The 26,504-nt window shown below is 42.4% G+C and carries 14 protein-coding genes, 1 tRNA gene and 1 CRISPR repeat array; of the genes, 6 read left to right on the forward strand and 9 right to left on the reverse strand.

Going from position 1 to position 26,504, the window contains the following annotated elements; translation table 11 throughout:
- Positions 1–149: 149 nt before the first annotated feature.
- The 4 genes from AC5JMF_RS05850 to AC5JMF_RS05865 form a co-directional block, all read right to left on the reverse strand.
- A complete protein-coding gene (locus AC5JMF_RS05850) occupies positions 150–773 on the reverse strand; it encodes a cytochrome c oxidase subunit 3 (protein WP_495794764.1) in 624 nt (207 codons plus the stop codon).
- 124 nt (positions 774–897) lie between these two features.
- The gene (gene ctaD, locus AC5JMF_RS05855) at positions 898–2,634 is read right to left on the reverse strand and encodes a cytochrome c oxidase subunit I (protein ID WP_495794765.1); all 1,737 of its coding nucleotides are present in this window, start codon (positions 2,632–2,634) and stop codon (positions 898–900) included.
- Positions 2,635–2,691: 57 nt separating this feature from the next.
- Positions 2,692–3,774 carry a cytochrome c oxidase subunit II gene (locus AC5JMF_RS05860; protein WP_495794766.1) on the reverse strand — a complete coding sequence of 361 codons (1,083 nt, stop codon included), beginning with the start codon at positions 3,772–3,774 and terminating at the stop codon, positions 2,692–2,694.
- Between the two features lie 472 nt (positions 3,775–4,246).
- Positions 4,247–4,627 (reverse strand): DUF4359 domain-containing protein, encoded by a 381-nt coding sequence (locus tag AC5JMF_RS05865; RefSeq protein WP_495794797.1) that lies wholly within the window; start codon positions 4,625–4,627, stop codon positions 4,247–4,249.
- A gap of 113 nt (positions 4,628–4,740) precedes the next feature.
- Here AC5JMF_RS05865 and AC5JMF_RS05870 point away from each other — a divergent pair.
- Positions 4,741–4,813: transfer RNA gene (locus AC5JMF_RS05870), tRNA-His, on the forward strand.
- Between the two features lie 1,894 nt (positions 4,814–6,707).
- A complete protein-coding gene (locus AC5JMF_RS05875) occupies positions 6,708–9,128 on the forward strand; it encodes a sucrose synthase (protein ID WP_495794767.1) in 2,421 nt (806 codons plus the stop codon).
- 353 nt (positions 9,129–9,481) lie between these two features.
- Here the strand turns inward: AC5JMF_RS05875 and AC5JMF_RS05880 are convergent, their stop codons facing one another.
- On the reverse strand, positions 9,482–10,042 hold the full coding sequence (locus AC5JMF_RS05880) for a peptidoglycan-binding domain-containing protein (RefSeq protein WP_495794768.1): 561 nt from the start codon (positions 10,040–10,042) through the stop codon (positions 9,482–9,484).
- A 592-nt stretch (positions 10,043–10,634) separates the two neighbouring features.
- A complete protein-coding gene (cax, locus tag AC5JMF_RS05885) occupies positions 10,635–11,729 on the reverse strand; it encodes a calcium/proton exchanger (RefSeq protein WP_495794769.1) in 1,095 nt (364 codons plus the stop codon).
- Positions 11,730–12,343: 614 nt separating this feature from the next.
- Between cax and AC5JMF_RS05890 the strand changes: the two genes are divergently transcribed.
- From AC5JMF_RS05890 to AC5JMF_RS05900, 3 genes are all read left to right on the forward strand, one after another.
- On the forward strand, positions 12,344–15,133 hold the full coding sequence (locus tag AC5JMF_RS05890; RefSeq protein ID WP_495794770.1) for a DUF3536 domain-containing protein: 2,790 nt from the start codon (positions 12,344–12,346) through the stop codon (positions 15,131–15,133).
- A 94-nt stretch (positions 15,134–15,227) separates the two neighbouring features.
- A complete protein-coding gene (locus tag AC5JMF_RS05895) occupies positions 15,228–15,389 on the forward strand; it encodes a hypothetical protein (RefSeq protein WP_495794771.1) in 162 nt (53 codons plus the stop codon).
- A 258-nt stretch (positions 15,390–15,647) separates the two neighbouring features.
- A complete protein-coding gene (locus AC5JMF_RS05900) occupies positions 15,648–17,096 on the forward strand; it encodes a sensor histidine kinase (RefSeq protein WP_495794772.1) in 1,449 nt (482 codons plus the stop codon).
- 112 nt (positions 17,097–17,208) lie between these two features.
- Here AC5JMF_RS05900 and AC5JMF_RS05905 read toward each other — a convergent pair whose 3' ends face one another.
- Positions 17,209–18,273 (reverse strand): potassium channel family protein, encoded by a 1,065-nt coding sequence (locus AC5JMF_RS05905; protein WP_495794773.1) that lies wholly within the window; start codon positions 18,271–18,273, stop codon positions 17,209–17,211.
- A gap of 482 nt (positions 18,274–18,755) precedes the next feature.
- On the opposite strand from AC5JMF_RS05905, the gene AC5JMF_RS05910 reads away from it, so the two are divergent.
- Complete coding sequence (locus AC5JMF_RS05910) at positions 18,756–20,057, forward strand: aspartate aminotransferase family protein (RefSeq protein WP_495794774.1); 1,302 nt, start codon at positions 18,756–18,758, stop codon at positions 20,055–20,057.
- Positions 20,058–20,814: 757 nt separating this feature from the next.
- A CRISPR array of direct repeats spans positions 20,815–22,802; the repeat unit is 37 nt; unit sequence GTTTTAATTAACCTAAATCCCTATTAGGGATTGAAAC.
- A 592-nt stretch (positions 22,803–23,394) separates the two neighbouring features.
- Here the strand turns inward: AC5JMF_RS05910 and AC5JMF_RS05915 are convergent.
- Positions 23,395–26,367 carry a lamin tail domain-containing protein gene (locus AC5JMF_RS05915; RefSeq protein ID WP_495794775.1) on the reverse strand — a complete coding sequence of 991 codons (2,973 nt, stop codon included), beginning with the start codon at positions 26,365–26,367 and terminating at the stop codon, positions 23,395–23,397.
- Positions 26,364–26,492, reverse strand: coding sequence for a hypothetical protein (locus AC5JMF_RS05920; protein WP_495794776.1), 129 nt, complete (start codon positions 26,490–26,492; stop codon positions 26,364–26,366). Before AC5JMF_RS05920 ends, AC5JMF_RS05915 begins: the two co-directional genes overlap by 4 nt.
- Positions 26,493–26,504 lie beyond the last annotated feature (12 nt).

The raw sequence follows: 26,504 nt of genomic DNA on the forward strand, positions 1-26,504 counted from the left end.
TCCCTCAGCGTCTGACTTACAGCAATGTTAAGAAAGATGCGACTAATGGATAGCCACGTTGGGAAGGGGGGTTAATTTTTTCATAAAAAAACCCCCTACAGGGGGCTTGTTAAGTTGTTCACTCCACGCGAACAACTATTAATTGATACTCAAAGTAAATACAGTAATCCGAACAAAATAATCCAAATCACGTCAACAAAGTGCCAGTAAATTTCAGCGGCTTCGATACCGAAGTGCTTTTCACTACTGTAGTGACCATGGACGCGCGATCGCCACAACACGGCAACAATTGCCAAAACACCGATGGTAACGTGCAACCCGTGGAAGCCAGTCAAAACATAAAACGCACTGGCAAACAAGTTGGTAGTTAAACCAAATTCTAGATGGGTATATTCATATACCTGACCTACCAAGAAAATTGCCCCCATCGCCGCAGTAATCGCTAGCCAAGTACGCGCACCCCGCGTATCATTCTTTTTGATTGCAGTATCAGCGTTGTGCATCACAAAGCTACTAGCAATCAGATTGACCGTGTTAACTCCGGGTAGTAATAATTCCAACTCTGGTGTGCCTGCTGGCGGCCACACAGGTAAGGTAGCACGGAAAGCTAGATAAGCTCCGAACAAACCCATAAAAATCATTCCTTCAGCAATCAAGAAGACAATTAACCCAAACAGGCGATGGTCTGGATGTTCTTCGTGATGAACCGCCGCTTGGGCAGCGTGATGATGATTGAGTTCCGTTTTAGCTGGGTCAATTATTTGACTTTGCATGAATTTTTATAAGTGAGTGGGGAGTGGGGAGTGGGGAGTAGGGAGTAGGGTTCGGGGATTGGAGATCAGGGATTGGGAATCGGGATGTTATGAGAATTCTTTCCCAGTACCCAGTCCCCAGTCCCTAGCCCCTATCTTCAGGGTTGGCAGCGACCGCCGGGTCGGGTTCTGCTCTTAAAACTGAGTTGGGGCCACCAGATAAGACAGGATTAGGATCAGATAAGGGTACACCTTCTTGGGCTTTTTCCAAACCGTAGTCATAAGGGCCTGTCACTAGTACTGGGAGTTGATCAAAATTTTCGATCGCAGGTGGTGAGGTAGTCATCCACTCTAAGGTTAATGCTCTCCAAGGATTATTACCTGCTTTGTTTCCGTACAACCAACTCCAAATGGCGTTGAAGATGAAGGGAAATGTCGAAACCGCTAGGATATAAGCGCCGATGGTACAAATTTCGTTGAGAAATGTAAATTTGGGGTCGTATTGCGCGACACGGCGGTTCATGCCCATCATCCCCAGTTTATGCATGGGTAAGAAGGCCATATTTAAACCCACAATTGTCAGGGCAAAGTGAACCTTACCCCAAAATTCGTTAAGCATCCGTCCCGTCATTTTGGGGAACCAGTGGTAAATCGCTGCATAAATGCCGAGGACACTACCACCAAACAGGACGTAATGCAAGTGGGCGACGACAAAATAAGTGTCGTGGACGTGAATATCAAAAGGTACAGCTGCCAACATTACGCCGCTGATCCCGCCAATCACGAAGGTGCCTACAAAACCCATAGCAAACAACATAGCGCTGTTGAGTTGGATTTTGCCACCCCACATTGTTCCTAACCAGCTGAAAATCTTAATTCCTGTGGGTACGGCGATGATCATCGTAGTGATCATGAAAAACATCCGCAACCAACCAGGGATACCACTGGTAAACATATGGTGCGCCCAAACGATTAGCCCCAAAAAGCTAATGGCTAGGGAGGAATAAGCGATCGCTTTATAGCCGAAAATCGGTTTACGCGAATGTACAGGAATAACTTCAGAAATTGCCCCAAAAAAAGGCAAAATCATAATATACACCGCTGGGTGGGAGTAAAACCAGAACATGTGCTGGTAAACAACCGGATCACCGCCTCCAGTTGGGTTAAAAAATGTTGTGCCGGCAATCAAGTCAAAAGCTAACAGAATTAAACCTGCTGCTAGTACTGGTGTCGATACCAGGGTTAACGCCGAGGTAGCAAACATCGCCCAACAAAACAAGGGCAATTGATTGAAACCTAATCCCGGAGTCCGCATTTTTAGCATCGTCACCAGGAAATTAATTGCCCCCAAAATCGATGATGTACCCAACAGCAGAACACTCATAATCCAGATTCCCTCACCCACTTGACCTGTGACCAAGCTTAAGGGGGGGTAAGAAGTCCAGCCGGCATCTGGGGCATCGCCTACCAATAAACTAGCGATTAGCATCAAACCAGAAGGTGGGATCATCCAGAAGGCGACGGCATTGAGACGCGGGAATGCCATATCCTTGGCCCCAATCATCAGGGGAATCAGGAAATTAGCAAAACCAGCACCAGCTGGCACAATCCACAAAAAAATCATAATTGTGGCGTGCAGCGTAAACAAACTGTTGTAAACTTCCGGGCTGACAAAATCTACATCTGGTGTTCGTAGTTCCGTGCGAACTAAGTCAGCTAAAACACCGCCAATACAGTAAAAAATGAACGTGGTGACTAGGTACTGAATCCCAATCACCTTATGGTCGGTATTGAAGGTAAAGTAATCTTGCCATTTTCTGATCCCTGGCCCCTCAGCATGGGCAGGGATGTTGGCAGCTTCTTGCAACTGGGCTTGTGTCATAAGAGTTAGTAGTCAGTTATCAGTTATCAGCTTGTTCACTGATAACTGTTCACTGAACTAATGGTGAACTTGATGTATGATTTCAGGTTGGATTCCCATCTCCTTGGTGTAAGGAGAGAGAAATTCATGCGGGGATAAATCCGCAGGGTTGACAGCAACGGCTTGATTGAGTGTGTCCTTGCTGGCAACTAGTTGTTCTTGCATCCATTTATCAAATGCTTCTGGCGACTCGACTACTACTTGGGTTCTCATTGCACCGTGATAAGGGCCGCAAAGTTCAGCACAAATCAAGGTATAATCACCCTGTTTGCTGGGTGTGAAGCGAATTTCGCTTTGTCTGCCAGGAATCGCATCTTGTTTCAAACGGAACTCTGGAACCCAGAAGGCATGGATGACATCGTTAGCTGTCATGTTGATTTGCACTTCCCGCCCGATGGGAACGTGGAGTTCGCCAGTAGTAATCCCCGTTTCTGGATAAGTGAAAATCCAAGCGTACTGGAGACCTGTGACGTTAACAAGTAATTCTGGTGGTTGCCCCGCTTTCTCAGGACTCGGCCCAATGGTGGGTGCAACACTCCCTACACCTGGGGCATTTTGTTTTTGGGGAATTTGGTCGGCATTGCGGACTGTTGCTGTTGCTGGGTCTTGCATTGCCTGATCAGATTTTTCTTGGTTGAGGTTGGGTTCGGTGCTGCTAGGAGTATCGTTTAGAGTAGCAGCGATCGCAGCCCCATGCATTTTCATTGATTGTTGAGAAACCGGGGCTTCATGAATAGCATGGGGGTCGAAACCACCGATATCGTTGTAAACTTCAAAGCTGTAAACAGAAATACCGATAACGATAATTGCTGGGATCGCCGTCCAGAGGATTTCTAGCGGCACATTGCCCTCAACTGGCGGGCCGTCTTCATTGTCACCTGCACGCCGACGGTATTTAAATGCAGAGTAAATTAAGACACCTTCAACTATCAGGAATATCCCTGTAGAAACGATCATCATCGTGTTGAAAAGACCATCTACTAAGACGGCTTCATCCGATGCGGCTGCTGGTAACAGACCGTGATTTTGACCGTACCAAAAGCTGACTAGCGTTAGTACGATGCCAATTAGTAATGTCCAGATTGAACTTGGAATCTTCACGGCTTACTTAAATGAATTTACTACGTTATCTCAAAGCTGCTCACTTACTAAGGTAGTCCAGGCTGTTAGATATGGAGTCTAGACTCCTGAAATTTTTATTAATTTTTTTTTGCTACCTAACCAATGTTGAGTGCAAAATGCTTAGCGGACAGTTAAGGTTCAGTTAACGGTTGTATATCTAAGAATATCTATGGAGACACGAAATTGAGAGTCTTTACAGTATCTATCAGATACTGACGCCAATCGATACAAATCAGTGGAAAAATTTAAGATGCTTGTGTTAATATCTTAACTAATGTACTGTCCATAACTTCTGGATCAAAACTTACTGGACTTTGGATAAAGGTAATCATACGCCTAGCCTAGCCCGGTTTCAAACTTTATTAGCTTGAATAAATTATCCAATTTGGAAAGCGAAGATCATTATTAGATTCTTCCTCACCTGCTCCCCAAACTGATGGAATTTTTTTAGTTATTGCTGTTCAGCAGTGTAGGTATAAAAGTTATTAAATGCTCCTACAGTTTCAAATTTATAAGTAGGTATCCAAGAATCGATTTTTAAGTTTGTGCGGTAAATAGTAAAAAGAAGATAGTTCTTACTCTCTGTAGTCCCAGCAATAATTTTTTGGATGTGCGGGTTAGCCGAATCAATCAGTTGATTGCACTTAAAATCTATAAATTTTTCTAATATTTTTGGCGTTTTATCACAAAAATCGGTTTTTAAGTATGCCGTCAACCGTTGCACAGCATACTCTTCATATTGAGCTTGACTAGGATTTGTCGTTGCCGACGCCACTCCCAAAACAACGAGTCCTGCTGCTCCAGCATATGCAATGATGTTTGAGGCTTTCATGTTTGCCAAGTACGCATCTGTATAATCATTAGACTTGGGATCAACAAAGTCCGTTCCAGCTAAAAGACTTTGGATCAATATATCCAAAAAATGCTATATTCAGAAAATGAATGGCGAGCGTAGCCAAGTGGTTAAGGCAGTGGATTGTGGTTCCACCACTCGCGGGTTCAAGTCCCGTCGTTCGCCCTGTATAAGCATACAGCAGTTTAATGCATACTTTGTTGGAAGCACATGCTTTGCTGCTGAAGAGTAATTACTGTCACTGTAGCAGGAATTTGTCATCTTGGAGCTTGAAAACCTAAAGCGATGACAAACGAAGCGTACTTACTATTAGCATAACTTATAAAAATATGCCGAAAACCCTCTCCGAACAGCAACGTAGTTGCATCCAAGCATACTTTAGGCAGGGGATGAAGGCTAATTAAGTCCTTTAAGACTCAGCCATGTTAAAATAGTTTAATCAGTACAAGATTTAAAAACCTACCCCTGGACTGGGGGAAAGTTTACGCCCGAAAAACCTTGAGGAGATATCACTACGCCCTATGGGGCAAACGTAGTGAGCCGCGCGTACCTGTATAAACAGGATATTAAGTCCGTGAGGTCTTAAGAATCTCCGCACCTTTAGGTCGGAGAGTGTCAATTAAATACTGATGTATATCAGCAAATTTACATCAGGATTGTCTTTTGTCATTGGCCATTTGTCCTTTGATATACCAGGGTGTGTTATCGCACCAGCATAACGCACCATACTGGCGTGGCAAGGTTAAAAAAATGGTGTAATAAGTTTTCTTGTGGGATGAGACGAAAAGCCCGCCACGGACGGGCTAGACGCCATTGGTGTCAACTTAACGTAAAAGTTATGTCCCGCAAGGAACTTCAGTTCCTCGCTAATAGCGAAAGTCATCTAAAGATGACTGAATATCTCCCAAGATTTTGAGTCTACTTCAGTAGACTTGAGCTAAGCTAAAAAACATCTAAATTACATAATCAAATTAAATAAAACTCTTGTGGGGTGGGCATCTTGCCCGCCCTAATTATGTAAGTTATATATGGAACAGCTTATTAGCCAAGAAATTTATTTCTTGGCGGGTGAGGAAGCCAACACCGAAGCTATTTCTAGCTTAAGTTGACACAAATGGCTTTTCGGTCCATCCCACAAGAGTTCTTTTTAATGCAACAAACATTTAAGGCTAGACATGCCAATACGATCTGGCGGTGCTTTAGACGCTAGTGGGTAGCTTATTTCCCTGCTCCCTGTTCCCTTTTATAAACACATAAATAATGGAAGCAGATTAATTATATCTGCTTCCTCAAAAGTTTTTCAATGCACTATCAACTATTAAAAGAGGCCTAAAAGAAAGATAAAAGTCAATCCACAGAAGGCAAGCAAAGAAATGATCATGATATTGCCTACGCTATGGTCAGTATTTGTTAACTTGTGTGTATTGTGAGTCATATAAACCAACCCATGTTTTAACGGCTTTACGCTGAAATTATAACTAGGGTGGATCGCAATTAGTCTTGATTCAGTTAAAAATTGATATTAATTTATTTAAGTTTAAATGACAATCTATAATCTTAAAAAAATAGTTAATTTTTGTATCAGCCTTAAGACTAATTTTCAGTCGTTTTGCTATTAGTTATGCCCGAAATTATTAGAGCTAAAGCTCTGATTCTAATTGTAGAATAGCTGATATATATGTACGACAAAAATGAGTGTCAACACTCAATTAATGATTACAAAACTATAATAATCTGACTTGATTGATAAAATTATTTGCGTAGGTGGAGAGTGGAAAAGTTTTCAGTTACACCATTTGATGTTGTATATTTGCTAACATCTACCAAAAGAAAAGAAAATTGTATTCCTTTAGTTAGAGCAAAAAATACTGAGTTTTAGAATAATCTAAGTGAAGACAAACAAGATTTAAGTACTACTGTAAAATAGTCACCAGTAGTCAACACAGATAAACATGTTTATCTGTGTTAATTAAGGTTTATAGATGGTGTAACAAAAGGTAGACCTTACTAGTTTCACCTGGAAAATCAAAAAGCAAGATAGTCATTTAGTGGAGTTACTATGTCTGAATTGCTCCAAGCAGTCCTCGATAGTGAAGAAAGAAGTGATTTGCGTTCTTTTATTAGCGAATTACGCCAACAAGAAAAGAGGTATTTGCTGCGGAATGACATACTCAATGTGTATGCTGAATATTGCTCCAAGTATCAGAAACCCGATAAATTTTACACTTCTTCTAACTTAGGCAAACTCATTTACTATACTCAAGAAATTATTCAGGAGGACTCAAACTTCTGTTTGATTATCCGTTCTCAGATTGCCAGCCAAGAAATATATTGGCTGACGGAAGATTTAAGTGTTGAGCCGATGACAGTGCAGGATCTACTGGATCTACGCGATCGCCTGGTGAATAAATTTTATCCCAACGATGGCGACTTGCTAGAGTTGGACTTTGGGCCATTTTACGACTACACTCCAGTAATTCGAGACCCGAAAAATATTGGTAAAGGAGTGCAGTTTCTCAACCGCTATCTATCCAGCAAAATCTTTCAAGACTCCAAACAACTGCTAGATAGCTTATTGAATTTCTTGCGCCTCCATCAATACAACGGGATTCAACTGTTGGTAAACAATCACATTCAATCGCAGCAGCAACTTTCACAGCAAGTGAAAAAAGCGATCGCTTTTGTCAATGAACGCCCCAACGATGAATCTTACGAACAATTCCAGTTTCAGTTGCAAACAATGGGTTTTGAACCGGGTTGGGGTAACACAGCGGGGCGGGTGCGTGACACTCTGAACATTCTTGATGAATTGATAGACTCTCCCGACCCCCAAACCTTAGAAGCTTTCATCTCACGTGTGCCGATGATTTTTAAAATCGTCTTGGTGTCGGCCCACGGTTGGTTTGGTCAAGAAGGAGTGCTAGGACGCCCCGATACTGGGGGTCAGGTAGTTTATGTTCTCGACCAAGCCAAGAATTTAGAAAAACAGTTGCAAGAAGATGTTTTACTTGCTGGCTTAGAGAATCTGAACGTCCAGCCAAAAGTGATTATTCTCAGTCGCCTAATTCCTAATAGCGACGGCACTCTTTGTAATCAACGACTAGAAAAAGTCTACGGTACAGAAAATGCCTGGATTTTGCGCGTACCTTTGCGGGAATTTAATCCGAATATGACTCAAAACTGGATCTCCCGGTTTGAGTTTTGGCCTTATCTAGAAACCTTCGCTGTTGATTCTGAAAAAGAATTGCGAGCTGAATTACAAGGTAGACCCGACTTAATAGTCGGTAACTATTCTGACGGTAATTTAGTAGCGTTTTTACTGGCGCGACGTATGAAAGTTACGCAATGTAATATTGCCCATGCGCTGGAAAAATCTAAATACTTGTTTAGTAACCTCTACTGGCAAGATTTGGAGGATAAATATCATTTTTCGCTGCAATTTACTGCTGATTTAATTGCCATGAATGCTGCCAATTTTATTGTGAGCAGCACCTACCAAGAAATTGTCGGCACGCGGGATAGTGTGGGACAATATGAGTCTTACAAGTGTTTCACCATGCCGGAACTGTACCATGTGGTCAATGGCATTGAATTATTTAGTCCCAAGTTTAATGTTGTGCCACCTGGGGTAAATGAGAATTACTACTTCCCCTATTCGCAAACTCAAGACCGAGTAGAAAGCGATCGCCAACGCCTTGCAGAAACACTTTTTACTTTGGAAGATCCTAGCCAAATCTTTGGTAGGCTTGACGAGCCTCACAAGCGTCCTCTGTTTTCTATGGCTCGTCTTGACCGGATTAAGAACCTCACAGGTTTAGCTGAATGCTTTGGTAAGAGTAAAGAATTACAAGAGCATTGCAACTTAATTTTAGTAGCGGGTAAGTTGCGTACAGAAGAGTCAGGCGACAACGAAGAACGTGACGAAATTATTAGACTCTACCACATCATCGACGAGTACAATCTCCACGGGAGGATTCGTTGGTTGGGTGTGCGTCTATCCAAAAGTGATTCTGGTGAAATTTACCGAGTCATTGCAGATCATCAAGGAATCTTTGTGCAACCAGCTTTATTTGAAGCTTTTGGTTTGACAATTTTAGAGGCGATGATTTCGGGATTACCAACTTTTGCTACACAGTTTGGTGGGCCATTAGAGATTATTCAAGATCAGGTTAATGGTTTTTATATTAACCCAACAAATTTAGAAGAAACAGCCACAAAAATCATAGATTTTGTCACCAAATGCGAACAAAATCCTCATAATTGGCAGGAAATTTCTCAACGTGCTATTAATCGGGTTTATAGCACCTATACGTGGAAAATTCATACTACCAAGCTGCTTTCTTTAGCACGGATTTATGGCTTTTGGAACTTTACCTCAAAAGAAAATCGAGAAGATTTGTTGCGTTACATCGAGACTTTGTTTTATTTAATTTACAAGCCGAGAGCGCAACAATTATTGGAGCAGCATAAGTATCGGTAAAAAAGATAAACAAATTCCAAAATGTCGGGTGCATCAGTAAATAATCTTTTAGTGTAAGCTAATAATCATTCAAATTGCATCCCCGCGTCTCCCCTTAAGCGCGTCCTCCGAAGTTTGCTCAACGGGGGGAACCCCCGCACGCAACTTCTCTTTGCGTCTTTCTGAGGCAAAGGATTATGCAAGTTAAAGGCAGATTAGCTTAGCTGGTTTTCTCGCACTGACGCACCCTACTAAACGCAAATTTGGGATCAGCTGCCGCACTTATCAATTGCACTATTGATGTTGTAAGTAAAAGCTTCAAACCCTCTGCCTTGCTCCCTGCCCCCTGCTCCCCTGCGGTCTTAACGCACAATTCAACTAGTCAAAGCCTGCCAGGTTCGTTGACCGACTACCCCATCGGCTGACAAATTCTGTTGGTTTTGAAATGCTTTGACAGCAGTTTCTGTGAGTGGGCCGAAATCTCCATCAACTCGAATGATGTAGCCGTTAGAAATTAACAGCCGCTGTAAGACTCGGACGGCGACACCAGAGCTACCAAAATGGAGAGTTGGCAAAGATTGACGATTCAACTTTTGCAGTCTTCCTACACTTTTGGCTCTGCTTTTGCCTATAGCCTGAGCATACTTTATGGAATCAGCTAGGCCAGAAGAACCTAGAGACTGATTATTTTTTCTGACTTTCTTTGGTGTATTTTCTTTCTTTAGTTTGAGCGCTGACGGCTGAGGCTGGGAGGTTGTATCTGTAAGCATGAATTCAGGTGGTGTGACTTGAGCAGCCAGAACTGACTCAGGTAGTTGACTCTGTATTGACTGCTGTACGCCTTCCATCTGAAATGGTTGCTGCTCCGGTAGATTGGGCAAAGAAGGTTGTTTTGTATTTAACATGCCCGTCATCAGCAAACCAAATTCAGTCATTGTATTTTATTTTACTAGATCAGTATTATTCCAGAATATTGTTGAGGGGCAAATCGAAATTGGTATTCATCCCTAAATTCAGCAACGCTTAATAATCTATGGGATTTATACAAGTGTCATATTTTTTCTCTATTTCCTAGATACATATGACAGATGCATAAATTCTGATGTATTAATTTTTCCAAACATTTGATCTCCTTTAAACCAGTTTAATTGGCTGACTGTAGTTACTTTTGCTACAATTTATATCTGTAATTTAGCTAACAGATTGTGAAAGCTATCGCCTAAATCAACGGTTTAGACAATAACATAGTATGTGATCTCATGGGAATGGCATCAAGCAGATTGGCCTAATTATATGTGTAAGGATCAAGAATTTCATCTTTCATGCTTGATGTTTCATACTGACTTTTTTGATAGTTTTGTATTAAAAGCCGAGGATTTAGAGTCATTATTAAAATTGGTCGATTTGTACAAGATGGAATTATCGCCGATTTTTTGGATACTTAATCAATACTGAGAATATATACAAATGGACATAAAAAAGAGCGATCGCTATCTTTTAAACTACAAGCGATCGCTCTTGTATCATCTAACCTATACCATCTACTACTGGATGAAAGTAAAAAGCGAACCCCAAAACTGTATAGGCAGCTAAAAGTAAAGTACCTTCTAACCAATTGGACTTACCATCAGAACTGATGGTATTCGCAATCAACACTGATACAGCGACAGCAACCAATTCAAAAGGTTGAAAATCCAAATCCATTGGTTGTCCCATTGCCCACCCTGCTATTACCAACACAGGAGCTACAAATAAAGCAATCTGCATACTTGAACCCACAGCCACAGAAAGAGAGAGATCCATCTTATCTTTCATTGCCACGGTGACGGCTGTAGCGTGTTCAGCAGCGTTACCGACAATCGGCACTATGATTACCCCTGTAAATAGTGCCGTTAAATTTAGCTCAGATGTAGCTACCTCTAGAGAATCAACTAGCAATTCTGATTCAACTGCCACAAACAGCGTGCATACTAGCAGCACACCAGTCCACAATACTATGTTTGGTTTGGTATGAGAAGAATTATCCTCAACTTCGGTCTCTGCTACACCAACATCATATAGATAGGAGTGGGTTTTCATTGAAAACAGCAGCGTCAGGGCGTAAACCAGGATTAACACCACAGCAACGGCAATAGAAAGATATTGCAACGTTTGTTCGCTAATTCCCACAGAGGTGAAGTTCATCGCTGTTGGCAACAAAATGGCAATCACCGCCAAATTCATCGAGGCTGCATTAACTCGCGCTACAATTGGCTGAAATGTCTGTTCTTTGTAGCGCAGTCCTCCTAAAAGCATCGACAAGCCCATCACCAGTAATAAGTTACTAATGATTGATCCCGTGATACTGGCTTTGACTACATCTATTAATCCAGCTTTGAGAGCAATGAGGGCAATGATTAATTCTGTTGCATTGCCAAAGGTAGCATTTAACAACCCCCCCAAGCTTGGCCCAACTACTACAGCAATTTCTTCTGTGGCTGTACCCATCCAAGCTGCTAAAGGCAGTATTGCCAACCCAGCTGTAATGAAAACTATCAAATCTTTCCAGTGCAAAAAGTGGGCCGCGAAAGAGACGGGGATAAACAATAACAAAACGAGAAAAAGAATGTTTTTACCTGACATTTGCAACCTTGAATTGAGGATATTCTATCGGAGTGTTAACTGAAGATACTTCATGATCAGTAGTTAGCGCAAAAAACATAACCTTTATAATCTCCCAACATTTCAATCCCCACGTCCCCATCTGGAGGCTAATCTAGAAATTCTACTGTTTTCAGGTCTAGGCAAGATATGTAAAATAAGATTGCGATTTACGGAGTTTATGTAATCTTTCGTTGCAAAACTATGAAATTCAGCCGAAGTATTACACCAAAAATGAGGTTTAATATATTAAAAGACAATTAAGTTTTTGATGATCGCTACCGACGAAAAAACTCCTATCTGAGGCGTTGTTCAATGCCAAATCACTTAAGCCTTCGGGGGAAAAGGCTGTGCGATAACGCAGATTTCCCGCTATACTGGTATACCTTTGCTTTAGTTTGCATCCAGATTAATAGCCAGGATGCCTGCAATGATCACATTTGTGACTTTTGAACTGTTAAAGACCGCCTTCTGGAAAATTTGGTTATAAACCATAGTTATCGTCTATACCGGATTTGATGTTCAACCCGTTGTAGAAAGGTCTACATAAGTTTTTTCCGGTACGAGTACAAGTTTTTGATTTTGGATAAATATACATGACTTCTGCTGCTGAAATGCCTGCCAGTTCTGGCTCAACATTCGCGTTCCATCCAGATCACAAAAACACTCAACAGGCTGATCCCCTGAGAAAAGCTACTGGTGTTTATGTGACAGTACATGGTCATTTTTACCAACCACCAAGGGAAAACCCTTACTTGGATGCGATTGAACGTCAACCTAGTGCTGCACCTTTCCATGATTGGAATGAGCGAATTCACTGGGAATGCTATCGACCGAATGCCTTTGCTAGGGTTTTAAATGACCGGGGCGAAGTGAAGGGGATCGTCAATAACTATGAGTATTTCAGCTTCAATATCGGGCCGACGCTGATGTCGTGGCTGGAACGTTATGATGTGGAGGTTTATCAGCGAATTTTAGAGGCTGATGTGAAAAGTGCCCAACGTCTGCATGGCCACGGAAATGCGATCGCGCAAGTATACAACCATATCATCATGCCTCTGGCGAACGAACGCGATAAATACACTCAAATTCGTTGGGGTAAAGAAGACTTCCGCTCTCGCTTTGGACGCGATCCCGAAGGTATGTGGCTAGCGGAAACGGGTGTGGACTATGCCACCCTAGAAGCACTAGTTGCTGAAGGTATTCGCTTCATTATTCTCGCACCCTCGCAAGCACAGCGTTGCCGTCCCCTCCCTACCGCAGATCAAAGCGATCCCGAATGGTATGAAGTTGGCGGTAGTCAAATTGATCCCACCCGTCCCTATCGTTGTTATTTAAGAGGGAGTGGGGAGTCGGGAGGAGCCACTGCGTTGGGGTCTCCCCAAGTAGAGCCAGTGGCGTTGGGGAGTGAGGTAAATAAACCTTATATAGATATCTTTTTCTATGATGGCCCCATCTCACGAGATATGGGTTTTAGTGATGTCGTCTATAATTCCCATCACTTTGCGGGACGTATTGGTTCGGCGGTGCGTGGGGATCATCGTCCAGCACAATTGATCTCTGTGGCGACAGATGGAGAAACCTTTGGACACCACAAAAAAGGCACCGAGAAAACTTTGGCCTACGCCTTTACCAAGGAATTTCCTCAACACGGTTGGGCGGTGACAAACTTTGCTCACTACTTGAGTTTAAATGCACCAACCTGGGAAGTAGAATTAAAGTCAGTCACAGCATGGAGTTGCGCCCACGGTGTAGATAGATGGCAAGATGACTGTGGTTGTGGTGGTGAAGGTAGTCTTTGGCATCAAAAATGGCGTCGTCCGTTGCGGAATGCTTTAAATTGGTTGCGGGATCAATTAATTGAGGTGTATGAGGAACAAGGTAGACGACTATTTCGTGATCCCTGGCAAGCAAGAGATGAATATATCGAAGTCATGCGCGATCGCTCTCCTGCTAATATTAGTCGTTTTCTCTCCCACCATCAAACCCACAAACTGACAGCAGCTGAGCAAGTAGATGCATTGCGCTTGTTGGAAATGCAGCGTCACGCGTTACTGATGTTTACTAGTTGTGGCTGGTTTTTTGAAGAACTTTCTCGCCCAGAAGGCACTCAAATTCTCCGCTACGCTGCCCGTGCTTTGGAACTGGCGGGGGATGTATCGGGTGTGCAATTGGAAGCAGGTTTTCTCAAACACCTGGGTTTAGCCCCTAGTAATGTAGACCATTTCAAACATGGTGGTGAAATTTATCGCCAACTGGTGCTAACTGCTCAGGTTGATTTTAAGCAAGTAGCAGCACATTATGCAATTACTTCTTTATTTAACAACCAGGGATCAACATCTAAAACCCAACACCCAGTAATCACTCAGGACTCAGAACGGGCTGAACGCCCCGCTACCGCTAACAGCACTCAGCACGGGCTAAACGCCCCGCTACCGCTAACATTACCCAGTACTCAGCAAAAGCGCGTTTATTGCTACACCGCCAATGAGCTAGATTACCAACTACAACGCTTGGGATCATTAACTTTGGTGGTGGGACATTTAAAGCTGGTGTCAGAAATTACCTGGGAAAGCGAACATTTAGTATTTGCTGTACTGCATTTGGGAGGCTGGGATTTTCACTGTTGCATTCAACCATTTGTTGGACGACGCGATTACAGCCAATTAAAAGAAAAGCTGTTTGGGGCGCTGCAACAGGCAAGTGCGGCTCATACTATTTTGGTGATGACGCAGCTATTTGGAGAAGAGGCTTTCAGTTTACAAAATCTTTTTGCTGAAGAACGCCACCGGATTATGCGGTTGCTAAGTCAGGAAACACTGACACGATTAGACCAACTATATACCCAAGCGTACCGTGAAAATTATGGTATCATCATGGCGTTCTATCGGGATGAATTAGTGGTACCGCAAGAATTGCAAGTAGCAGCGGAGATAGCTTTAGGGTATCGTTGTATGACAACATTACGATCGCTTGAGCAAGATATCACTGAATCCCAAGCAAGCTGGAACCACATAGTAGAATTAGAAGCGATCGCCACTGAAGCGAAACATCTGCGTTGTCGGTTGGATATTCCCGAAGGTAGACAAATGCTAGAGCAGTTGATTGTGCGATCGCTTTGGCAATTATTGCATGATGCTAATGGTAGTTTTGATGCAGACATCCAACGATTGGAGCGATTGATTGATATCGGGGATCAACTAAATCTTGGCATATCTCTACAGCGTTCCCAAGAACTCTACTTTAGCCGTTTGCACAATCAGCTCGTACCGCTGTGTGTCACAACTGTAAATAATGAAGAAGATGTGCATCAGTGCCGTCAGTTGCTCAAGTTGGGACAAAAGCTAGCTGTTGATGTCAGCATGATTTCGGATAAGTTAGGCTAGATTCGCACAAAGACAGACACAACCGAAGCAGGGAACAGGAAACAGTTAAGCTTATTTCCTGTTCCCTCTTTAAATTTTGCCTGCAATAGACCTCTTGCAAAAGTCGGGTACTCGCCAGAAAATAAATTTTCTGGCTGATAACTTAAGTCGGTTGAAACCGACTAATAACAGTATTTTTAGTCCGTTTCAACGGACTTTTGCTATTAGGCAGAGACTTGAGTCTCTGACGGTTCAAGTATTTTTGCAAGAAGTCTAATCATCAATACTGTAGCAGTCCTATGTGATTTGTGAAAATTCGCGGTGTCCAGATCCCCGACTTCTCAAAGGATACTGCTGGTTATTCAGGGGTATCACCCCTCATACTGCGATTTTTTGTTATTCCACCAGATGTAGAGAGGCGCTTTTGAAGCGTCTCTACCAACCATATTGTGTGCAGGTGATGGGCAACGTTAGACCGATAGCTGCATCTGGGAACTCTAACAGAAAATTCCTGCTCTTATTTGGAGGTGTGGTGATGGATAAGTTAGATGATCCCTTGAGTCGGCTGAACGAGGTGATTATGGATTTAGAGCAAGCACTTAGCCAATCTCAGGCAGAGATCAAAGCACTCAAACAAGCTCATGAGCAAGAAAGTATTTGTCGTGAACAAGTAGAGAGTGAACTGAAAGCCTCTCAGCATCTTTTGCAATTGGTCATGAATACACTGCCCGAAGCGATTTTCTGGAAAGATCGAAATTCAGTTTACTTGGGCTGCAACCAAAATTTTGCAGAAGATGCAGGAGTCGGCTCTCCCAAAAATATTATTGGCAAAACTGATTATGACTTGGCATGGAAGACAGAAGAAGCAGACTTCTTTCGAGAGTGCGATCGCCGTGTCATGTTAGCCAATCATGCTGAACTGGGAATCGTAGAACCCCAACTTCAAGGGGATGGAAAAAAGGCTTGGCTGGAAACCAACAAGGCACCTCTGCACGACGCAAGTGGTAAAGTTATCGGAATCCTTGGAACCTATCAAGACATTACCGAGCGGAAGCAAGCAGATATTGCTCTACAAGACTTGAATCAGAAGCTTGAACTTCAAACCTCTCAATTGCAATTAGCACTAGAGCGATTACAGCATTCTCAACTACAACTCATCCAACGGGAAAAAATGTCAGCCCTTGGCAACCTAGTTTCCGGTGTCGCCCATGAGATCAATAATCCAGTTGGTTTTCTGTCAGGCAATTTGCAACCTGCACAAGACTATGTGCGAGATCTATTTGGGTTGGTTGATCTATACCAGAAAACATTTCCCAATCCAGGGCGGGAAATTGAGGAGAAGATCGAAACAATCGATCTCGCTTATTTGCGGGAAGATTTACCCAAAACACTCTATTCCATGCGTGAAGGCATCAAGCGTATTGCAAATATCAGCACTAGTCTTAGAACATTCTCTAGAAGCGATGCAGAATATCGAGTCCTCTTCAATCTTCATGAAGGTCTTGACAGCACGTTGCTTATTCTTAAGCATCGCCTGAAGGCAAATGAACATCGCCCAGCCATTAAGGTTGTCATAAACTATCATGAGATGCCATCTATCATGTGCTTTCCAGGACAACTGAATCAGGTTTTTATGAATCTACTCGCCAATGCGATCGATGCGCTGGATGATTCTAATCAAGGTAAAAGTTTTTCAGAAATTCAGTTACACCCTAACCGAATCACGGTCACGATCCAACTATCAAATGATCGGCAATGGGCAATGATCAAGATTCAAGACAATGGGATCGGGATGACCGAGGAAATTAAGCAAAAGATTTTTGAGAATTTATTTACGACCAAGGGTGTGGGTAAGGGAACTGGTTTAGGATTGGCGATCGTTCGCCAAATCATCGTTGAGAAGCACTGTGGAACGATTGAAGTGAATTCTTTATTGGGACAAGGCACAGAGTTTATACTTCAAATTCCTGTAAAAACGGTCTAATAATCGCGTTGCACACCGACTGTATAAGAATGGTTGGTTGAGTCTAAAAGTTTACTAGCGGCGGGTGAATGGGCAACGTTAGCCTGCCAGCCCACAAACACCCGGCCAAAATTTATGTATTTTTTGGTTTACGCAAGTTCTGTGAACCAATGGGGCCGAGAATTTGGTTGAGGCTACGTAGTTGTTCAGCTGTGCCCATGCAAATTAGGGTATCTCCTGGTATCAGAACTGTGTCACCTGTGGGGCCACCGATGAGGGTGCCATCGTAGCGGCGAATTGCCAGAACTAATGCCCCAGTTTGCGATCGCAATTTCGCTTTTTGCAGAGTTTGACCAACAAAGGGACAAGAAGCCGGGTCAAGTAAAAATTCTTCCATGTATAATTGGCGATCTGCACCTGTGAGAATACCATCGACAAAATCTAATACCTGTGGTCTCAAAGCAGCAGCAGCCATCCGTTTACCGCCGGTAATGTAGGGGGAAATCACCGCATCCGCCCCACCACGCTGCAATTTTTGTAAGGCTTCTTCTGTGCTGGCGCGAGCGATCGCCCTAATCTTGGGATTAAGTGTTTTTGCTGATAATACTGTGTATAAGTTTTCTGCATCTGAGGGCAGAGCCGCAACAATACAAATCGCTCTTTCAACACCAACTTTCAAAAGTGTATCATCAAGTGTTGCATCACCTTGGTATACTGTATAACCTTCTACTTGTGCCCTCTGGACAGATTCTAGTTCTGAATCAATCACAACAAAGCTGACGCCTTCTGCCCGAAATTCCTTAGCAATTTGACGACCAGTGCGACTAAATCCACAGATGATGTAATGTTCTATGAGAGATTCCATCAATCGCCTCTGTCGCTGTATGCGAATACCCTCTTGAAAGTAGCCTTGAATAATCGCTTCTGTGAATCTGTTGACAATGTAGCCGATATTGACGACACCTAAAAAAATTAAAGCAATTGTAAATAGTCTGCCTCGGCTACCAAGTGGATGTGTTTCTCCATATCCTACAGTAGCTAAGGTAATTACTGTCATGTAAGCCGCGTCTTCCCAAGACCAGCCCTCTATAAATCTATACCACAAAGTACCAATGAGGAAAACTCCGCCCAGAGCGATCGCTCCGATCATTAGTTCTTTTTGGATACGTTGATATTTTTGCTCAAGAGTTGAGTACAAAGTTTTTTACTACTGCGATATGTTTGAGGATATTTCAGCGTTAGCCTCAAGGGAAGAGGGAACGCTTAAAAGTGATAAATAAGGCGTTTAAAAAGGGTGTGAGTTGATGAGGACGCGGAGACGTTTGGACGCGGTGAGACAGCGAGTAAAGGAGGGTTTCCCTCCGCAGGCGACTGCGTTAGCGAGCTTGCGAGCGTCACCCTTCGGGTGACGCGGAGAGTCCCCATAACTAAAAGCTAGGGGATTCAAGCAAGGAAAACATTTTTTGCCTCCACAACTCGCATTCGGGGGCTTTTGACCAGTGCTTCGACCTTGAGAAGGGTCGCGCTCCGCGTCTCCCCTTAAGCGCGTCTCCGCGTCTTCTTGGTAACGGGGAAAGCCCAGTTCAATTTTGAATCTTTACTTTTTTTCGTAAAAATTTTTTAAGGATTTCGAGGACACTAGTAAATATATATGATCAAAAACTTTCAGGAGGAGAGGTAATGAGCGTACAAACTCTAGCTGAACAAGCCACCATTCCCCCAAATTCCGATTCCATCGCTTCTAGTCCTTTTAATGTAGACAGCTTCAATGAGGCTGTCATGTCTACCTATGCCCGTTTTCCCCTAGCTTTAGAACGGGGTGCTGGATGTCGGGTTTGGGATACACAGGGGCGGGAATATCTGGACTTTGTAGCAGGAATTGCCACTTGTACTTTGGGACACGCCCATCCAGCAATGGTGGAAGCGGTGACACGTCAAATCCAAAAGCTGCATCATGTTTCTAATTTGTACTACATTCCAGAACAAGGTGAGTTGGCAAATTGGATTATTCAACATTCCTGCGCTGATCGCGTATTTTTCTGCAACTCTGGGGCTGAGGCTAACGAAGCGGCAATTAAGCTAGCGCGAAAATATGCCCACACGGTATTAGACATTGAAAAACCAATTATCTTAACCGCCAACGCTAGTTTCCACGGGCGGACTCTGGCAACGATTACCGCCACAGGGCAACCAAAGTATCAAAAACATTTTGATCCTTTGATGCCTGGTTTCCATTACGTCAATTACAACGACATTAACGCTGTGGAAGTAGCGATTAGCGAGTTAGATGAAGGTGACTACCGTGTAGCGGCGATTTTGATTGAACCGTTGCAGGGAGAAGGCGGTGTGCGTCCGGGAGATGTCGCCTATTTCAAAAAGCTACGGCAGATTTGCGACGAAACCGGGATTTTGTTAATTTTCGATGAAGTGCAAGTTGGCATGGGGCGCACTGGTTATTGGTGGGGTTACGAACATCTGGGTGTTGAACCGGATATTTTCACCAGTGCTAAAGGCTTGGGTGGTGGTATCCCCATTGGGGCAATGATGAGTAAGAAATTCTGTGATGTTTTCCAACCCGGAGAACACGCTAGCACCTTTGGCGGTAATCCCTTTGTGTGTGGAGTAGCACTTGCTGTTTGCCAAACATTAGAAAGAGAAAACATTTTGCAGAATGTGCAAGCACGAGGCGAACAGTTACGTGCTGGATTAAAAGCGATCGCTGCCAAATATCCGCACCAGATTAGGGAGATTCGCGGCTGGGGTTTAATCAACGGTTTGGAATTGACATCTGATACTCAGCTAACTGCTGCTGATATTGTCAAAGCTGCCATCGATGAGGGCGTATTGCTTGTACCAGCCGGGCCAAAAGTTGTGAGATTTGTACCTCCATTGATTGTCACAGAGGCAGAAGTCAACCAGGCACTGCAAGCTTTTGACAAGGCGATAGATCAGGCGATCGTTGTGAAAGGGAGTGGGGATTAGGGGTAATGGGAATTTCGGCGTTAGCCCAGCCAGCTTTGTTAGCGTACCCCTCCCTTAACTAGTTCCGTGGGTTTAAGTCCGCAAGTTTTGTGTTGGAGTCTGTCTTATACCAATTCGTAATTCGTAATTCGTAATTCGTAATTAAGAAACTCTTATTTAGTATGGGTTTCGGAGTTTGAATGTGTAGCCGAATTTTAGAGAATTGGTATCACAAAGTTGAGGCAGTGTGATCTTGGGGAGCCACTGCGTTGGACGGGTTTCCCAGCAGCCGCGCAAGTGGCGTGGTTTCCCCCATGAACAACTGCCGTCAGAGCGCAGGTTTCCCCCTGGTGACTTGGCGCTCAATCCCCATTACAAAACTTAATTACGAATTATGCGCTTCGTAGCGGTAGCGTTAGCGCAGCGTAAAGCCTACGGTATAGCCTCGCTTAGAGCGAGGTACGAGCGTCCGAAGGAGCGTAATTACGAATTACGAATTAACGCCTAATGTGAATTAGTAATTATGGGGTCAACCAGTAGGTGTTTTTCAAACAAAACAAAATTTTGCGCCTGAAAAGCTTATCCTCTCTAGCTTTGAATCCTCTTTGAGTGTTTTGGAGGTTGACACCACCCCCTCAAATCCTTATCACAATTGCTTTTGAGGTTATTTATTATTCTTGCGCTCTTGACAACCAAACGTCTGAAAAGGTATCTTAGCTACAGGTTGCCACTTTTGAACCTTGAAAACCAAATATACCAAGGCTCGCAGACCCCGGCCGTTTTAATTAACCTAAATCCCTATTAGGGATTGAAACATCTTTGACGCTACCCACACGGCAACAATACCCGTTTTAATTAACCTAAATCCCTATTAGGGATTGAAACGTCTTTCGCAACCACTAAAGATACTTGCTCTGCCACAGTTTTAATTAACCTAAATCCCTATTAGGGATTGAAACCCGTTTTAACCTTTGTAGTTGGTGAAAACGGAACAACGTTTTAATTAACCTAAATCCCTATTAGGGATTGAAACGTTCTTCAGTGACATTTGATATTGCTGACACTTACGGTTTTAATTAACCTAAATCCCTATTAGGGATTGAAACGTTTGTTCTAATAAATCTATGTATCCTCCGTAGTTCAGTTTTAATTAACCTAAATCCCTATTAGGGATTGAAACCATTGTAAGTAAACTTTTCGTAGCCAGAACATCACGTTTTAATTAACCTAAATCCCTATTAGGGATTGAAACTACCTAGACGGAGCTTTCTGTCTTCTTCAAGAGGTTTTAATTAACCTAAATCCCTATTAGGGATTGAAACGCATAAATGCCACTGAACTGCTAGCCGGATTCAAGTTTTAATTAACCTAAATCCCTATTAGGGATTGAAACAATTACAGCTTGGGCAGTTGCTCACAGTTCACATCGTTTTAATTAACCTAAATCCCTATTAGGGATTGAAACGAACAAAATATTAGGTAATTAATTATTTAATCCGTTTTAATTAACCTAAATCCCTATTAGGGATTGAAACCTGGAAATTTTGACCAAAAATAATTACTCTCAGAAAGTTTTAATTAACCTAAATCCCTATTAGGGATTGAAACCCTACATTTGAACTGCCAACTGTATTTTTATTTTGTTTTAATTAACCTAAATCCCTATTAGGGATTGAAACGATCTTTAAAATTTTTATACTCCTAATAGTTGAGTTTTAATTAACCTAAATCCCTATTAGGGATTGAAACTAAATAACTGGTATCCAGTGTTAGGGCGATATCGTAAGAAAGTTTTAATTAACCTAAATCCCTATTAGGGATTGAAACCAAACACTCACTAATTACCAAATGATGGAGTCTAAGGGTTTTAATTAACCTAAATCCCTATTAGGGATTGAAACAACGACATTAAATATTTTGGGTGCTGTTGATGGTGTGTTTTAATTAACCTAAATCCCTATTAGGGATTGAAACAAGTTACAAGCCTTGAACCATCTTTAGGTGAGGGTGTTTTAATTAACCTAAATCCCTATTAGGGATTGAAACTTCCATAGATAATCTTCTTTCTGTGGGTTCAGTTCGGTTTTAATTAACCTAAATCCCTATTAGGGATTGAAACATCAAAAAATCTGGACAATCCCTTGAAATTCAATTGTTTTAATTAACCTAAATCCCTATTAGGGATTGAAACATCACTTTCATTGATGACAAAGCTTTTTCCATCCTGTTTTAATTAACCTAAATCCCTATTAGGGATTGAAACGTCTTGCCGTCAATATTCCACTTTAATTCGAGAAACGTTTTAATTAACCTAAATCCCTATTAGGGATTGAAACATTTTATGTCTATTGTGTCGGGTATTTAACCAGGTTTTAATTAACCTAAATCCCTATTAGGGATTGAAACTCAACAAAAAATTTTCGATGCGATGGAGGCACAGCGTTTTAATTAACCTAAATCCCTATTAGGGATTGAAACATTTTATTGTTTGTAGATGGGGAGTCGGATAAGGGTTTTAATTAACCTAAATCCCTATTAGGGATTGAAACATTAGTTTGATGATTCGCCAAATGTTTATAATTTTCACTCAGTTTTAATTAACCTAAATCCCTATTAGGGATTGAAACGCAGATGTTGAAGAATTAGTGCCACTACTTACGTTTTAATTAACCTAAATCCCTATTAGGGATTGAAACAAGGCGATCGCGTTCTATTGACTAATTTCTTGGGTTTTAATTAACCTAAACCCCTATTAGGGATTGAAACGAATTTAGGAGCTATTTAAGCGCTAAATTCCCAGTTGGTTTTAATTAACCTAAGAGGATGTTTGAAAAGTTTTGGGCGAATATAATGAGACTGTTGGCGAATTGATAAGGGGTCTAACCCATCAGCCCAAATCAATCTTAAATTTCTTTAATTTCAGTGCGTTTAAATGCACTTGGGCTATGAGCAATCAATTTATTGCAGGGCGGGAAAGAAACGCAAAAACAAGGCTTTAGGGGTGGGGGGTTTAACCCATCGTGAATTGACCAACAGTCTCATATAATTCGCTACTACACAAGCGAAGTCCACCTCCTTTGGAAAATACGGAAAATCGAGTTCTTGAAACCCACGAAGGTAGGTTTTGTCTGTATAGTCGCGATTTCTAATCGCCTATTTTAGTATTAATTTAGACTTTTCAAACAACCTATTAGGGATTGAAACTATTCTGAAGAAATTCACGAGGCAATCGACTCTTTCAGATTGCTCTTTTCACTGTTCCCCGTTCCCTGTTCCCTCTTAACAGAGTGTTTATTTAGTATAACAAGTACGATAGAGCCGTTTTTAATTCACATCAGACGTAATTACGAATTACGAATTATTTAACCCTAGCGCGGAAGCGAATAAAACCATAAGAATTGGCTGGCTTGTTGGTTTGAGTAGCTGCGGGTAAATTAGGTAAATCTGGATTTCGTGTGACATTCACGAACACAGCGCCATTGGTGTTGGAACCACAGGATAACGGTGTGTCTGGGTCATTGACAGGATAAAAACGCCCGCGATCGCTTGTATCTTGTATATTACTTAGGTAAACCGTAGGGGTATTAGAACTAAACCCCAATGCAATACCTTGGTCTGATTTTGGTAAACCACCGTCGGATGGCGTATTACCATTAAAAGCAATAGGGATAAAAGTACTATTACTAGGAACTAAGTCACAGAATTTCACGTTAGTAGCACTACTCGCACCCTTAGATAGAAAATAAATAGTGTATTCCAACTCATCCCCCGGCTTAACAGTGCCAGCATTGATCAATCCCCGCAAGTAACCAGCAGGCCAGATAGAATCATTATCATCACCTGCATAGGGTTCTGGTACATAGTTAGCAGCGCTAGTAGGAACACTACTCAGACCATCCACAATATCAGTTAAGTCTTGGTTGTTAATGCGGGTGATGCGTTTTACTAACAGCAACTTGGCACTAGCAGCAGTAGCACCGTTATTATTCTCGCCGACGCTAGTCACACGACCCGTAATAGTATCAGTGTCTCTAGTTGGCAGGTAGTTTGGACAGCGTGTACTGGCGTTTCCGCTGGTGCTGGCTTCCCAGCAAGCACTAGTATTAGTATCTTGACCATTAGGGGTCAAGCTAATCGATTGACCATTGCTAGCCCCAACGAGAGAAGCCTGATAAGTATTATTCCAGAGATTCAGCACACTTGCGGGAGGCGTGTTAATCTCGTTAGCACTGCCATAGGCTACATAGTCAATAATTTTATCTTGATTATCGTACAGCCAGATATCATCACCCAAGTTGTTGAGTTTGGGAGTTTGTCGCAACCAAGCTTGAAAAGCGGCGGCTGTGGCTTGATGATTAGTGTTGTTATCGCCAATCCAAATTACTGCATATTGCCCTGGTTGTAAAATTGTGCCGTTAGGGAATGTATAAGTAAAACCGTTAGTATTATCGTTATCACTAGCAGTTAGGTGTCCATCTGCTAACTTAACACCACTTAAATCTACAGCTGAAGAAGAAGCATTATAAATTTCAATAAACTCATCGTTAGCGCTGCTAGTAGTACCCGTTTCGCTATACAAAACTTCGTTAATGATGATTTTGCCGGCGTTGGTGGAAACTGCATCAACAATATTAAATGGAGTTGGTTCAGTTTGACCAGGATAATAAGTCCATAAATCTAGTCCTTTGGTATCTCCAAAAGAGCCGTTGCATGATGTCCCGGCGTTACCAGCGTTACCAGATTGACCAAACTTCCTGTCATTGCTGGCGGTGTCAAAACCGTTAATTGGGTCGCTGAAGGCTGGGTTTGGTGGATTGATACCACAGAGTACTTGCCCAGCAATACCGATTTGAGTACCACCGATAGTTTTATAAGCGCGATCGTCATAGAATCCTCTAGTATTGCCTATAGGATTAGTAGCATTCAGCATTGTAATGGTAGGGCCGCCAGTAAAATTGTTTTCTGCATCCAGTAAGGGAAAGTGATATTCACCTCCAAAAGTTCGGACGCGGACTTTGTAATCACTGGCAACTGGGAAAAAATTGTTACTGTTATCTTTACCATCCCAATTAACCGTTTGTGATCCCGTTGTGGTCATAACCCCTCGCAAAATACGGTTTTGTGAATTGCTGGGATCAAAATTGCTGCCATCTCGGCTGATAATTAGTTCGTAAGTACCTGTAACATTGCTGCCAAAGCTAAAAGTACCACCCGTACCGTAAGTACTGTTATTTCCTGTCACTGTGCCGTTGAACTGTAAGTTATTAATAACAGGAATAATTGGGTTAATGGGAGTACCAGTTGCTTCTAAAGTACCATCTTGTTTGTAACGTTCAACGTATGGAAGTACGTTGGCGTCAATGGGGTTAAAAAAGGTAGCGTATTGAGGACGAGCTAAACTAACACTACCTTCCAAGCTAGTCAGCTGACTACTCGAGCCTAATACGTCGTGGTAGAGAGGCGTTTTACCATCACTGTCAAAAAAGCCAGCTTGATTACCATAGAGAGCGAATCCATTGGGATCAGTGCCTCTAAGTTCTACTTTGTATCGGAAGCCATCTGTAGTCACTGGATAGACCGAGAAATTCAGATATCGACCGTTATTACCAGTAAATAAAGCCAGATAATAGCTGAATAGCCGTCCGTTTATATCGGTTGTTGAAGTTTGATCACTACTCCTGACAGTTACATCCCAAGCTGCAACACTTGTTTTTTGTTCAGCATTAAAGTTGTTCCCACTACTCAAACCAATCTCACCAGTGGGAGTAGCATTTTCTGAAGAGTTATCTCCCAAAGGGCCATAGAAAACGATGTCATAAACTCCGGTGGATGGAGCTTGATAGTAGCAGGGAATGTAGCCGTTAGGATTGCCTCCACCAGAAATAGCGCGGGGGCCATTTAACTCTTGTTGGCGAGTTGAGATAAAGCCTCGTCCAGCTTGAGAAGTACAGATAAAATCTGGTGTGTTGGGAACAGTTTCACTACCAATACTGCCACTTACACGACCAGGATTATAAACGCGGATGTTACCATTATCGACCCCAACTGCGCTGGAACCCAAAAGAATATACTCATCTTTATTGGCAAAGACCTTAAGCAGGGTACGCCGCAAAATGAGATTACCATACTTATCAGTACGCCAATCGATGTTAGCTCTGTTACTGTTGGCAGGAGCGCTACTTGGGTATAGTGTGCGACTGCCTTCCGCCTGAGCAACTTGTATGCCAGAACTCAGGGCGCATAATGAGAGAGCAAGGCTACTTAGTAGTTTTTTATAGCGGTTGAGGGGGTTGTGATTGACCGCTAAAAGACATTTTAACAGTAGACTCATTGATGCTTTACTAGCTCCTGATTTTGATTGGATAACAGCGATCGCACTACCACATTCTTAAATTCTTTGTTCTCTAGGTTGCCCAATGTATCCGCAAATCTACCATGTTGATTAAGTGATGTCATATATTTAATTCC

The organism is Desmonostoc vinosum (genome assembly GCF_059505385.1).